Consider the following 13,301-nt stretch of genomic DNA (forward strand, 5'->3'; position numbering starts at 1 on the left):
ATCAAGGTGTGTTGTTGATCCAAGCTAGTTACATTGGCTTGAAGCGCCATGCATACGCCTGACTGACCTTGAGCTTTTCTTGCAAGCCTCTAAGCTCCACCGTGTACTTGCCCAGCTCATCCCTGTGCGCACGCGTAATCGCATCAGCGCGCACAACCGTGCCGCGATGCACTTGCCAGAAGATGTCAGGGTCAAGACCATCCATGATTTCTTTAAGTGGTTTGCGTACATGCGCCTCATCATCAGCGCAAACTACCCGCGTGTATTTTTCATCGGAACTAAAGAACAGGATTTTTTCTACCGGGAACATCTTGATGGTGTCGCCAACGCTGGCACTGATCCAGCGTATCCGTTCTGCGGTCGTGTTCTTCAAGCGCTTGTCGAGTTCAGACATGAGCTGGCTGACATCTGCCACGGGTTGTTTGCTGGCGATGCGCTCTTTCAATCGGGTGACGGCCTCTTGCAGCCTGATTTCAGAAACAGGTTTGAGCAGATAATCAACGGCACCGGCGGCAAAGGCATCGAGTGCGTGGCTGTCGTAAGCAGTGGTGAAAACGGCGTGGCAACGTCCCTTTACGGCATGCGCCACGTCGAGGCCGGTCATGCCCGGCATGCGTATGTCTAAAAAAGCGATGTCAGGCTCTTCCTGATGTATTGCTTCCAGCGCTTCAGCACCATGTTCACATTCGGCCAGTATTTCAAGTTCTGGCCAGACTTTGTTGAGCATGCGGCGCAATTCCTTGCGGGGCAAATCTTCGTCATCGGCAATGATGGCTGTGGTCATGGGATTATCTCTTTTTATTTATTATGCTTCCAGGGGAAGAAGTATGGTCGCTGCAACACCGCCTTCAACTCTGGCTTTTAATACCAGGCTGGCACGCGGGCCATACGTGGATTCCAGTCTTTCATGTATATTCGCCAGACCTATACCAGTGCCGGAACTGCTACCTGCAAAACCGACACCATTGTCGGCGACGGTCAGTTCCAGCATGTCTACGCCATAGCGTTCGACCTTCTTTGCAAAAACAGCGATATGCACGGCACCTATCTTGGGTTCTACGCCATGTTTGACGGCATTCTCAACCAAAGAAATCAGCATCAGTGGTGGCAGTGCGGCGTCTGTCACTTCACTGTCCACGCTATAACTGAGGCGCGGTATGCGTGCCTGCATGAGACCCAGATAAGCACTGGCAGCTTCCAGTTGCTGTTTGAGTCTGGCCTGGGCAGAACTGCCGTCGTTACGCATTTGCGGTATAGTGGCACGCAGGTAATCAACCAGGTGATCGACGATGGCGGTAGCGCGTTCAGGCTCGGTCAAAATGGCTGAGCGTACACCTGCCAGGGTATTGAAAAGAAAATGCGGTTCCACCTGGGCAGCCAATACTGACAGTCGCAATTCAGCTTCACGGCGCGCCTCCTGTGCCAGGCTGAGTTCACGCTGACGCATGACTTCCAGCAGGCGTTTTTTCTGACGGAAGAAATACCAGAGATCAACCGCACCCGCCGTATAGGTGACGAGACCAAACACCAGCATGAAGGAAAAACCTTGCACCAGCATTTTCAAGGCCGGTGATTGCTCAATCTTGCTGACGTTTTTGTCCTTATCACTCTCCTCGGCCGGGCGAACCGTCACTCCGGTGGCTGGCTTGTCTGTTTTCGATGGCGGTAAGCCCGAGGCAGTAATACTACCCTGAACCGCAAATTCCATATTTTCACCACCGTAAGCCAGGTACTTGGTGGCATAGTTAGTCCCAGAAATAATGCCATAGCTGATGCCTGCACCAACCAGCAGGGCCAGTGTCAGCGATATGGCTTCTTTCTTGCTCGCATAAGCCTGGTTTCGGACCCATACCGCCATTGCAGGTCCGATCAGGTGCAAGGCCGTGCCACCTATGGTCAGAGGGACGAAGGCCACCGCCAGCTTGCGCAGATCTGTATCTGCCACCAGACCTGTCGCTATCACCAGCAAGTCAACGATGATGAACAAACCTATCCATGCCTGCGCCCGGTAACGGAACCAGGTACGCGAAAACACGGGGTAGTTACGGGCGCGGGTCAGCCAGGTTTCACTTCTCGCCGTTACTTCGGACGGCAGTAATTGTTCTGAAGTATGTAAAGCTGTGCGCATAGGATTAATGGCTGACATGACAATTCCTTATGAAGTTGCAGCTAGTCTAAGGAATGCGACAATGATGTGGGAAGAATGCGATAAAACTGGCTGGCGGTCGATGAAATGCGATTTTGCAGCGACGAATTATTCCATCCCGGCTTCGCTGCCATCTTCCGCCGCGCTGGCTCTTTGCTGTTTGGCAATACGTATGATGGTATTGCGTATGGAGGTCAGTACCGCCACGGAATTGAAGGGCTTCACGATAAAACCCTGTACCCCGCGTTGCTGGGCCGTCTGCAGTATGGTCGCATCAATTTTTGATGACACCAGGAAAAGCAATGCCTTAGGCAATTCAGCCTTGATCTTGTCGAGCAAAGCCAGACCTTCTTCATCGGTTTCGCCTATGTCCACGCAAACAATCTGTGGCTTGAGTTTGATCACACGGGCCAGGCTGGCGGGCGTCAGATTGGCATCTCCCACTACTTCATGACCCCCATTCACCAGAACAGAAGTCAGCAAATTACGGGCAACAGCATTCGCATCCAGAATGACGGCTTTTAGCATGGCTAAATGTAGAAAAAGATTCAATTTGCATATTAATGCAAAACTTTAAGTTCATGTGAAAAAGGCGGCAGATATGTCGTATCTGCCGCCTTTCCATCGCCATTACTTGCGTATGTCCTAATCCCGGTTACCGTCCGGTTTGGCATTTTTTACATACATCTCCAGCCAGCGGTCTTGCTCCCACAGCATGTGCAGGATGGATTCGCGGGCACGGTAACTGTGGCTTTCATTTGGCAGCATGGACAGCCTGGTAGCCCCACCCAGGCCCTGTATGGCCTGGTACATGCGTTCGCTTTGCATGGGGAAGGTGCCGGAATTATTGTCTTGCTCGCCATGAATAAACAGGATGGGGTCCTTGAACTGGTGGGCAAAATTGAAGGGGGACATTTCCTGATAGACCTTGTTGGCTTTCCAGTAATTTCTGTCTTCGGACTGGAAACCGAAAGGCGTCAGGCTACGGTTATAGGCACCAGAACGGGCAATCCCGGCACGAAAAAAGCGGGTATGCGCCAGCAGGTTGGCGGTCATGAAGGCACCATAACTATGCCCACCGATGGCGATGCGGTTGCGGTCTGCCACGCCTAGGCGCACCACTTCATCGACGGCTGCTTCTGCATCCATCTTCAGTTGCTCAAGATAGGTATCGTTTGGTTCTTTCTTGCCTTCACCGATGATGGGCATGGTAGGGCCGTCCAGCACGACATAGCCACGGGCCAGCATGGGCAAGGGGCCGTTATAGGAAATGCGGTTGAACTTGTATTGCGAACCTATGACCTGCCCGGCAGCTTCTGCCGATTTGAATTCACGCGGGTAAGCCCACATCAGCATGGGGCGTGGGCCATCGCGCTTGGGGTCATAGCCGGGTGGCAGATACAGCGTTGCCGTCAGGTCTACGCCATCTTCACGCTCATAACGGATTTGCTGTTTCTTGATGCCCTTGAACTGCGGCATGGGATGCGGGAATTGCGTCAATGCGCGCGGTACAACATTTGCCTGCAAATCATGCAGATAGAAATTGGGCCTTTCTTCGACCGATTCGCGGCTGGTAATGAAGCTGCTACCCTTGTCATTCAGCAGTGCCTGTATTTCTTCATAGTACGGGGCTTGCGAGCGCCACAGGCGGGTGATCTGCTTGTTGGTCAGATCGAATTTATCGAGGAAAGGCCGGTCACCCTCAGCACTGGCGCCATTGCCGGTAAAGAAGATGGCCTTGCCATCCGGGCTGATGCGCAAGACCAGGCGGCCCTGGGCGTTTTGTGTCATGACCGGGTTGCCGGGATTGCTGTACTGGTCTTCTGACTTGCGGACAAACATGAGTTCGGGCTTGCTGTCCGGTACGCCCGGCTGTATGCGCCATGTACGCGTGTCGCGGGTCTTTACCCAGTTCTCGGTCACGACAGCCAGATAATCATTGCCCCATTGTACATTTCCAAAACGCCAGCCCAGGTCCATGATTTTTTGCGCCGGGGTATCGAAAGGGGCAGCCTGCTGGAACAGGGCATCATGGATTTTGCTATTCACCTCAGGGTCGCCGCCTGCCTGTGCTTCCAGCCAGTACAGGGTGGCAGGTTTATCCGTGCGCCAGCCAAAATCACGCGGGCCGGCTTGTACGGCATCATTGCCGGTGGGGATGCGTTCACGCAGTGGGCGCTCAGCAACCGTCTTCACCTTCTTGCCCTGGATATCCCAGAGTTCTATCAACTGAGCAAAGCGGTCTGCCGGCAACATGGTGGAATACGGGCGGCGCAATTGCGTGGTCAAAATCAATTTGCCATCAGGTGAAGCCTGGGATTTGATCAGGGTCATGGGGCGGGTGATACGGCGCACCTCGCCATTCAGGTTGACGATGCCCAGTTGGGTCTGCAAATACCAGTCCAGGGTATCGCTATCCCGCGCTGTCCTTAGCATGTCTGGATAGATGCGGTTTTGCAGGGTTTTGCCACCCTTGGTCTCTTGCATATTCGGCCCTGCCGGTACTGCAGGCTGGGGGGGTAATTCCTTTTGATGCTGGGGAGTCAGCCTGACCAGTATTTTTTCTGAACCTTCTATCCAGGAAAAACCGGGGCCGGTCACGGCATTGAGCTTGTCGGCCATCAGGCGGCGGGCAGTACCTTTTTTGATATCCAGCAACCACAATTCGACGCCACCTTCTACCCACAGGCTGAAGGCCAACCATTGTTCATCGGGTGACCAGGCGGTTTCGGCGATCTTGAGCTTGGCTGGCAAACCCTTGACTTCACGCGCCTTGCCGGTGGCAATATCCAGCAAACTCATGCCATTGCCAAAGTCAAAATGGCTGGTGGCGCGCGTGCGTGGATTGATGCGCAAACCCGCCAGGCGCAATTCTGGCTGGGAGACATCGGCAATACTGGGCAAACCAGGCAGTGTCAGCAACAATGCTGTCTTGCGTTGCGGTCCCAGGCGAAACAGCGGGCCTCGGGGGGCATCGACCACGGCTTGCAGTTCTGCCGGTGGTAGCTGGTAGCCGGATTCCGGTACATTGCCAGCCTGGATCTGGCTACTGGCCAACGCTAACAGAGCGAATGTAGCGGCGGCGAACAAGGGTTTAATACTTATCATTAACAGAGCATCCTGATTACAACTTAACAACGAGCTTAAGCACGAGCTAAACCGCAGTTTGACAATAATTTCAGGGCTAATTTGATAATTTTTTACGCCCTATAAAGAACTACCGCCCCATATTGGGGCGGAGTTTTTATTGCATTGTAAGCGCTTTACAGGCTTTTTACAGCTTAGTTAGGGCTCCATATCGCTAATCGCTTATTTTGCGCCTGGTGCAAAACCATTGGCGGTAATGTCGAGTTCAGTGACTTCACCATAATTGGCAGCAATACCGCGTATGCTTTCGGCCTTGCCTATCAATACCATTTGCAGCTTGTCGCGTGGGAAGTGTTTGTCCACCAGTTGTTTGGCTTTGTCTACGTTGAGGCCATCCACATCACGCATGAAATGGTCAATTTGTTCACGTCCTACTTTGGCAACAAACATTTCACCCAATAAGCCAGCCAGTTGCTGATTGGTTTCAAAACGTGGCGGGAATTGCCCTTTGACATAGGCCTTGGCTGATTCCAGGGTAGCGGCATCAATACCCTTGTCCCACAGGCGCTGATAAGTCTTGGCTGCCAATGCGAGCGCTGCCTCTGTCTTGGGCGTGGCAGTGAAACTGGAAACGGCAAAGCTGCCCGTCTCAGCCAATGGTGAGAAGCTGCTATTGGCGCCATAAGTCAAACCGGAATTGACGCGCAATTCATCATTGAGCCAGGAAGTAAAACGCCCGCCCAAAATGGTATTGATGACTTGCAGAGGTACATAGTCAGGGTCATTACGGGCAATGCCCTTGCCGCCAAACAGGAAAGTGGTTTCGACAGCATCTGACTTGTTGACCAGCCAGACGCGGGCCTTGTCTGCTTCAACCTTGCCATTGGCAGCAATTGCAGGCATGGCAGTAGTGGCTTTCCAGGAACCGAACAAGCTAGTCAGCTGGGCACGCATGACGCTGGGCTTGAAGTCACCGACGATCACCAGCGCCGCATTTTCAGGGCGGTAATAACTTTGATGGAATTTTTTGGCATCCTGGGGTTGCAGTGCCGTCACGCTGGTGACCGTACCTGCCACCGGGTTGGCATACGCACCATGACCAAACAACATGCTGCGGTAATAGGTTTGCACCACATTACGCGGGCTTTCTTTGGCCTGCTTCAAACCATCGACAGTACGCGAACGCAGCTTGCCGAATTCTTCCGCCTCAAATGAGGGATGCAAAATGGCATCGGCAAAGATGGGCAAAAGCACATTCACATCGGCACTGGCAAAGTCTGCATTCAGGGAAGTGGATTCTGTCGTCGTCGCACTGGAAATACGGCCACCACGAAAATCAAAGCTCTGGTCCAGGGTCTTTTTATCAAACTTGCTGCTGCCTAATAACAGCGCATCACCGGTCAGGTTGGACAAGCCCGCATTGCCAGCATCGCTGACTGCACCAGCCTTGACGACGGCGCGCACGGCAATCAGGGGCACGTCATGGCGTTCCATCAGATACACAGTCAGGCCATTGGGCAGCTTGGTGGTTTCAAAAGCAGGCAGGCGGAATTCAGCCGCCTGGCTGTTCGCTGCCAGCAAACTCACGCTGGTCAGGCCGGCCAGGCTGCAGGCGAGAATTCTTTTATTAATTATTTTTATACTGATCATCTTCTTATTCCTCCACAGCGGCGAGCACGCCTACTGTTCTTTGTGATTTTTTAAAGTATTTGGCGGCAACACTCTGGATATCTGCAGGAGTCAGTTTGCGATAGGCATCCGGTGCGTCAAAGAGTTTCTTGTAATCGCCAAAGAACATTTCATATTCACCTAGCTGAGCAGCCTTGCCATTGATGGTTTCCTGGGCACGGTAGAAATTCAGGAGTTTCTGGTTTTTCACTTTTTGCAATTCATCTGCCGTGACACCGTCTTTGACCAGCCTGTCTATCTCGGCCAGCAATGCAGCTTCGACCTTGGCGGCAGGCACCTTGTTGGCAGCAACGGCAAAGAAATTGAACAGGCCAGGGTCAAAATTCTTGCCATGGTCGGCACCGACCTGGGTTGCCAGACGCTGATCCACCAAAGCCTGATACATGCGCGAAGTCTTGCCATCAGTCAGTATGCTGGCGATGACATTCAAGGCATAGTAGTCAGGATGGCTGGTCGCAGGCATCTTGTATGAAACCATGAGATTGGCAGCAGTGGCAGATTCCTTGCGCACGAACACGCGGCGCTCACCTTTTTGCTCAGGCTCCACCGTACGCACGACAGGCGGCAAGGCACGCTGTGGCACATTGGCAAAATACTGCTCTGCCAGGCGTTTCACTTCTGCTGCCTTGACATCACCAACGATGACAGCCACTGCATTGTTCGGGGAATAATAGACATTGAAATAACGCTGCAAGTCATCTTGCGTCCAGGCCTTGATGTCGGATTCATGACCGATAGTCGGAATGGAATAGGGATGGGCGCGGAATGCAGATGCGTACACCTCGCCCCACAGGGCGCGCAGATTGGAGTTTTCCAGCCCGGTGCTGCGCTCGGACAAGACCACGCCGCGCTCGCTCTCGACCATTTTGGGGTCTATGCTGAGATTAGCGATACGATCGCTTTCCAGATCAAAAATGGTAGGCAGGGCTGTGGCTGGGAACCAGTCCTGGTACACCGTCAGGTCATTGCTGGTATAGGCATTATTGGCACCGCCGTTGGCTTCCATGGTGCGGTCAAATTGCTTGGGGCCGAATTTTTTCGAGCCATTGAACATCATGTGTTCAAAAAAATGCGAGAGACCGGTGATGCCTGGCACTTCATTGCGCGAACCGACTTTCCAGTAGGTGTACATATTCGCATTTGGTATTGTACTGTTTTCCAACACTAGGAATTTCATGCCGTTTGGCAGCGTAAAAGTTTTTACCTGTTCAACTGTAACGGCCTGGGCCGTCCCCGCCATCATGCCCAGATAAAGACCGCCTGCGGCAGCCATGGTTTTCCACTTCATTGCATTTTCTCCCTTGTATGCTTATTGATTGCGGGTGCTGATCCCTGAGCTATGACAGAGAATACCGTCTCTAGTTCTGATCAAAAATATTCTGGATATATAAAGATTTCTAAAGACTGCAGATATTTACCCTAATTTGTCATACTGGCAAGCAAAATCGTTGCAAATAACCACTCTTACACCAGGTAATTTATTCACTGCGGCAAGATTGCCTTAATCCGTCATATCATTCACATCATTGCAGACACTTCTGCTTGGAAAACACGCAAGGCTAAGAATCATGACATTAACGACATCCCCAGCCCGCTTTGGTTTGCGGGCAAAAATGCTCTTCGCTGTGCTGGCTATGGTGCTGGCAGGTTTTACCGTCACCATCAGCCTGCTGACCAAGCAGGCTGGCAGCATGCAGCAGGAGTCAGCCCAGCAATACGCCAGACAACTGGCCATCAATAATGCAGGCAAGGTGGCGGAGCGCATCAACCTGGCCCTGCATGCAGCACGCAGCCTGGCGTTTGAACTGGCTGCCATGCAAGCCAGCGGCAAGGCAGAGCGCGCCAGTGTCGACCTGTTACTGAAGAGCGTGCTGGAAGGCCATCCTGAATTTACCGGCGTAGGCACGATATGGGAAGCCAATGCTTTCGATGGCAAGGACAGCGAATACGCTGGCAAGGAGGGCCATGACGCCACTGGCCGCTACCTGCCCTACTGGAACCGTGGCAGCGGCAAGACCCAGGTTGAAGCCCTGACGGATTACGAAAAAGAAGGTGCAGGCGACTATTATCTGCTGGCCAAGAAGAGTGGCAATGAAGTCTTGCTCGAACCGTATATGTACAAGATCGCTGGCAAGGATGTATTCATGACTACAGTCACTGTCCCGGTCAAGGCCAAGGGCCAGGTCATAGGCGCAGTCACGGTAGATTTGCCGGTAGCAGGCTTCCAGGAAGATGTCAGCAAAATCCATCCTTATGAAACCGGCTATGCCAGCCTGATTTCTAATAACGGTATCTATATCGGCGATGCTGATGCAAAAAACGTGGGACAGAACATCGGCGACAGCGCCGCTGCAAAAGCTGCCAAGACGGCCATCAAAGCTGGCCAGACTTATAGTGACAGCTTTGAGCACAGCACCATGCAGACGACGGTAAGCCGCATTTATGTTCCGGTGCAGATAGGTGCCACCACTACACCATGGTCATTTGTCATCAGCGTGCCAGAGAATAAAATATTGGCCGACGTGCGTTATCTGCGCAATACCGCGATCCTGATTGGTATCTTCAGCGTGCTGGTGGTATCGGCCATCCTCAGTTTCGTCATCAACAAACTGGTAATCGCCCCTCTCGGTGGTGAACCTGATGTCGCCGTCAATATTGCCAGAAGCGTGGCAGAAGGTGACCTGACCACAGTAGTGACACTAAAACCCGGCGACCGCAGCAGCATGTTGTATGCCTTGCATGGCATGCAGCAGCAATTGACCGTCATGGTCACGCATATACGCGACAGTAGCGAGTTCGTCTCGAACGCATCTGGCGAAATTGCCATGGGTAATATCGATCTTTCGCAAAGAACCGAGAACCAGGCTTCATCACTGGCACAAACTGCCAACAGTGTAGAAAGCCTGAACCAGACCGTCAGACAAAATGCCGGCAATGCCGAGCAAGCCCGGCAGCTCGCGGTCTCTGCCGCACAAACAGCGCAACGCGGCAGCACCCAGGTTGACAAGGTAGTCAATACCATGGCGGGCATCTCTGCCGAATCGAAAAAGATGTTTGACATCATCGCAGCCATAGAAGGCATCGCCTTCCAGACCAATATCCTGGCACTGAATGCTGCAGTCGAAGCTGCCAGGGCTGGCGAACAGGGTCGCGGCTTTGCCGTGGTGGCGTCAGAAGTGCGCAACCTTGCCCAGCGCAGCGCTGTCGCCTCGAAAGAAATCAAGTCACTGATAGAAACCTCGATCGCCAAAGTGGATATGGGCTCGGAAGTGGTTGGCCATGCAGGTAAAACCATGACCGAGATACTGGCATCGGTAGAGGGCCTCTCCACGATACTCAATGAAATCTCCAGTGCCTCTGCCGAACAAAGTCACGGCATAGCGCAGATCACGAATGAGATAGGCTTGATGGACCAGACGACCCAGCAAAATGCAGCATTGGTGGAAGAGTCTGCGGCGGCAGCGGCATCGTTGAAAGAAGAAGCGCAGAAATTGTGGCAGGCATTGCTGGTGTTCAAGGTCAATTAATTTCTAATCGCGCTGTACAGTAAATCAGTAACAAGAAATGGACATCAAAACCAGTGTTTGATGTCCATTTTTTTCAGCATCACTTTGCCGCAGTCTGCACCTTTGCCATGGCCTGCAAAGCCTCAGCAAATACTTCAGGCTGATAACCACGTATCATGCGCTTGCCTATGATGATGACTGGCACACCTTCACCGCCCAGCTCTGCATGTCTGGCCGCAGCGGCAGGAGATTTCTCTACATCCAGGTCCACGAATTCGATTTTATTTTCATCAAAATAAGCCCGCGTTTTTTTGCAAAAACTGCAGCTGGCCGTGCCATACATCAGGACTTTGCTGTTGGTATTCTGGAAGTGGGCCGAATAATCAGCTTCCTGATAAGCAGGTTTCAACCACATGGGAAGACGCGGTGCAACATAGCCTATCAACAATCCTACCGCAATGATGAGCGCATAGCTCAGTATCGTCTTTGCTATTTTCATACTGTCTTCCAGATAAACGGGATTTGATGAACAAGGTTTTCATGTAAGCAGTGACCAGCCTGTTGCTGATCACTGCCGTGGAGCAGCCATGCCAGACCACCCGCATACAAACTGGGTGGCATCAGCTTAGCCAAGCTTCACAAAATCATTACTCCGGATAACCGCTGAGGCAATCCTCCATGCAGGCGGCCCAAGCCTCAGAGCCACGCGGACCTTCCTTGATGCAGATCTTATTGCAGAAATAGAACGGTGGAGGATAGGCAAATGCAGCACTGCAGCCAATTGCCAATGCCAGAGCGATCAATTTTTTTGTTGTTGATTTAAACATCTAAAGTCTCCTGATTTATTGAATGGGGGGAACCTAACAGCACCGGAACATTCGCCCCCAGATCAAATGCCCGGTTTTATGACACAAGGTAGTTTTGGCTATCGTCTTCTCTGCATTTCTTATCAAGACAATCTAGTAACATGCTTTTTTATAATTATTAATTCGACAAAATAATACCATCAAATATATTTGACTTAACATTATTTAACTATTGCACCTGCACAGAAATTTTGCTTTTTTACCATTTATTTTATTAACAAGAGCCAGCTCTTCAGAGGGGGGATGGCGACATCCTGAATAAAGTTGCTAGTGGAAATCAGCACAGCATTTTTTGCTGCGGCGCAGCATATGTCTTTTTATATGAGATTTTTGTCGTGGTAAGCTACGCGCCGAATTGACTCAATTCACATCATTTACAGGTACGCATTGAAAAAAATTTTGCGGCCAGCTGCGACTTTTATACAAAATAATTATTGGAGAGCACTTTGAACAAAATTCAAACGCCAGGTGCACACACTATTCTGGGACACCCGGATAGCTTGTTCGTCCTGTTCTTTACAGAAATGTGGGAACGGTTTTCTTACTACGGCATGCGCGCCCTGCTGGTGCTGTTCCTGGTCACCACGGCAGCCAAAGGCGGCTGGGGCTGGAGCCGTGCCGATGCAACGGCCCTGTATGGCTGGTACACTGGCCTGGTGTACCTGACCCCTATCCTTGGTGGCTATATCGCCGACAAGATACTGGGCAGCCGTCGTTCCGTCGTCCTGGGTGGCTTCATCATCGCTGCCGGACATGCCTGCCTGTTGTTTGATACCCCGGCCATGTTCTATACGGGCTTGGGCCTGGTGGTTGCCGGTACCGGTTTGTTCAAACCAAATATCTCTGCCATCGTTGGCCAGTTGTATACCAAGGAAAATGAAGGTGGCCGTGATGGTGGCTATACCCTGTTCTATATGGGTGTGAACTCTGGCGCTTTCTTCGGCATCCTGTTGTGCGGTTATATCGGTGAAAATATCTCCTGGCCTATGGGCTTTGGCCTGGCCGGTGCCTTCATGATTTTGGGTGCGATCCAGTTCTATTTTGGCCAGGGTATCTTTGGTGATATCGGCCTGGCAAAATCCCAGCAAAGTACGGACGTGGTTGCGGCGGAAGAAGCTGAACCGCATATCGTCGCTGACCGCCTCAAAGCAATTTGCGTCTTCTCTTTCTTCACCATCTTTTTCTGGTTTGCGTTTGAACAAGCCGGTGGTTCGATGACGATTTTCGCTGCTGACTATACCGACCGTGCACTGGTTGGTACCAGCGGCATGATGTTCAAGATCGTCAACAGCCTGATGACAGTCATCCCGACCATCATCCTGAGCTGGCTGCTGATCAAATTGTTTGCAGGTACGGCAAAACGCTATCTGTTATCGAATGCCTTGCTGGTACTTTGCATAGGCCTGATCTGGGTGCTGGTGATCTGGATGTTGCGCCGTGAATTTGGACTTGATCAATCCAGTGTACCTGCTACCTGGTTTGGTGTGTTGAACTCCTTCTTCCTGGTGATCCTGGCACCGATGTTTTCCAAGATGTGGGAAAAATACTGGAACCCGAGTGGCCCGGTCAAATTTGGTGTGGGCCTGATCTTGTTGGGTCTGGGCTTTGCCGCCTTGTCCTATGGCGCATCCAGCATCCCTGCCGGTGCCAAGACAGCAAGTGTAGGCATGGTCTTCCTGATCGCTGCTTACTTCTTCCATACCATGGGTGAGCTTTGCGTTTCTCCGGTAGGCTTGTCATATATCAGCAAACTGGCGCCACCACGTTTGCTGGGCCTGATGTTTGGTGTCTGGTTCCTCAATACGGCGATTGCCAACAAACTGGCTGGGTTCACCGGTAGTTATATCGACCATATTTCTGAAACTTATTCACTGTCAGTCTTCTTCCTGATCTTCACGCTGATACCTATCGGGGCTGGCCTGGTTCTGATGATGTTGAACAAGTGGATGGAAAGAAAAATGCACGGCGTCCACTAAACTGCGCGCTGCATAGAAAAATCCCCGCCCA

Annotated in this window: 10 protein-coding genes; 2 read left to right on the top strand and 8 right to left on the bottom strand. The window is 51.9% G+C overall.

The annotated features are described in order from the left end of the window. Positions 1 to 28 precede the first annotated feature (28 nt). The 6 genes from AC07OI_RS02140 to AC07OI_RS02165 all read right to left on the bottom strand — a co-directional run bounded on the left by AC07OI_RS02140 (position 29) and on the right by AC07OI_RS02165 (position 8,210). Positions 29 to 784 carry a LytR/AlgR family response regulator transcription factor gene (locus AC07OI_RS02140; protein ID WP_162044253.1) on the bottom strand — a complete coding sequence of 252 codons (756 nt, stop codon included), beginning with the start codon at positions 782 to 784 and terminating at the stop codon, positions 29 to 31. A 21-nt stretch (positions 785 to 805) separates the two neighbouring features. Beyond that, positions 806 to 2,146, bottom strand: a complete 1,341-nt coding sequence (locus tag AC07OI_RS02145) for a sensor histidine kinase (RefSeq protein WP_492704011.1) — start codon at positions 2,144 to 2,146, stop codon at positions 806 to 808. A gap of 108 nt (positions 2,147 to 2,254) precedes the next feature. Further along, on the bottom strand, positions 2,255 to 2,674 hold the full coding sequence (locus AC07OI_RS02150; protein ID WP_495256139.1) for an ANTAR domain-containing response regulator: 420 nt from the start codon (positions 2,672 to 2,674) through the stop codon (positions 2,255 to 2,257). A gap of 117 nt (positions 2,675 to 2,791) precedes the next feature. Further along, positions 2,792 to 5,254 (bottom strand): S9 family peptidase, encoded by a 2,463-nt coding sequence (locus AC07OI_RS02155; protein WP_495256140.1) that lies wholly within the window; start codon positions 5,252 to 5,254, stop codon positions 2,792 to 2,794. A gap of 201 nt (positions 5,255 to 5,455) precedes the next feature. Beyond that, the gene (locus AC07OI_RS02160) at positions 5,456 to 6,883 is read right to left on the bottom strand and encodes a M16 family metallopeptidase (protein WP_495256141.1); all 1,428 of its coding nucleotides are present in this window, start codon (positions 6,881 to 6,883) and stop codon (positions 5,456 to 5,458) included. 4 nt (positions 6,884 to 6,887) lie between these two features. After that, positions 6,888 to 8,210 carry a M16 family metallopeptidase gene (locus tag AC07OI_RS02165; RefSeq protein WP_495256142.1) on the bottom strand — a complete coding sequence of 441 codons (1,323 nt, stop codon included), beginning with the start codon at positions 8,208 to 8,210 and terminating at the stop codon, positions 6,888 to 6,890. Positions 8,211 to 8,490: 280 nt separating this feature from the next. Between AC07OI_RS02165 and AC07OI_RS02170 the strand changes: the two genes are divergently transcribed. After that, on the top strand, positions 8,491 to 10,449 hold the full coding sequence (locus AC07OI_RS02170; protein WP_495256143.1) for a methyl-accepting chemotaxis protein: 1,959 nt from the start codon (positions 8,491 to 8,493) through the stop codon (positions 10,447 to 10,449). Positions 10,450 to 10,528: 79 nt separating this feature from the next. Here AC07OI_RS02170 and AC07OI_RS02175 read toward each other — a convergent pair whose 3' ends face one another. Together AC07OI_RS02175 and AC07OI_RS02180 are read right to left on the bottom strand one after the other, a co-directional pair. Next, on the bottom strand, positions 10,529 to 10,927 hold the full coding sequence (locus AC07OI_RS02175) for a glutaredoxin family protein (protein ID WP_492704020.1): 399 nt from the start codon (positions 10,925 to 10,927) through the stop codon (positions 10,529 to 10,531). Between the two features lie 148 nt (positions 10,928 to 11,075). Continuing rightward, a complete protein-coding gene (locus tag AC07OI_RS02180; protein ID WP_495256144.1) occupies positions 11,076 to 11,255 on the bottom strand; it encodes a hypothetical protein in 180 nt (59 codons plus the stop codon). Positions 11,256 to 11,740: 485 nt separating this feature from the next. On the opposite strand from AC07OI_RS02180, the gene AC07OI_RS02185 reads away from it, so the two are divergent. Next, positions 11,741 to 13,270, top strand: a complete 1,530-nt coding sequence (locus tag AC07OI_RS02185) for a peptide MFS transporter (protein WP_492704022.1) — start codon at positions 11,741 to 11,743, stop codon at positions 13,268 to 13,270. Positions 13,271 to 13,301 lie beyond the last annotated feature (31 nt).

It is taken from the genome of Undibacterium sp. GW821-FHT07F11, assembly GCF_059418665.1.

Excerpts from the sequence above, each read along its gene's own strand:
- AC07OI_RS02150 (WP_495256139.1), bottom strand. The coding sequence starts at position 2,674 with ATGCTAAAAGCCGTCATTCTGGATGCGAATGCTGTTGCCCGTAATTTG.
- AC07OI_RS02160 (WP_495256141.1), bottom strand. The coding sequence starts at position 6,883 with ATGATCAGTATAAAAATAATTAATAAAAGAATTCTCGCCTGCAGCCTG.
- AC07OI_RS02165 (WP_495256142.1), bottom strand. The coding sequence starts at position 8,210 with ATGAAGTGGAAAACCATGGCTGCCGCAGGCGGTCTTTATCTGGGCATG.
- AC07OI_RS02180 (WP_495256144.1), bottom strand. The coding sequence starts at position 11,255 with ATGTTTAAATCAACAACAAAAAAATTGATCGCTCTGGCATTGGCAATT.
- AC07OI_RS02145 (WP_492704011.1), bottom strand. The coding sequence starts at position 2,146 with ATGTCAGCCATTAATCCTATGCGCACAGCTTTACATACTTCAGAACAA.
- AC07OI_RS02140 (WP_162044253.1), bottom strand. The coding sequence starts at position 784 with ATGACCACAGCCATCATTGCCGATGACGAAGATTTGCCCCGCAAGGAA.
- AC07OI_RS02170 (WP_495256143.1), top strand. The coding sequence starts at position 8,491 with ATGACATTAACGACATCCCCAGCCCGCTTTGGTTTGCGGGCAAAAATG.
- AC07OI_RS02175 (WP_492704020.1), bottom strand. The coding sequence starts at position 10,927 with ATGAAAATAGCAAAGACGATACTGAGCTATGCGCTCATCATTGCGGTA.
- AC07OI_RS02155 (WP_495256140.1), bottom strand. The coding sequence starts at position 5,254 with ATGATAAGTATTAAACCCTTGTTCGCCGCCGCTACATTCGCTCTGTTA.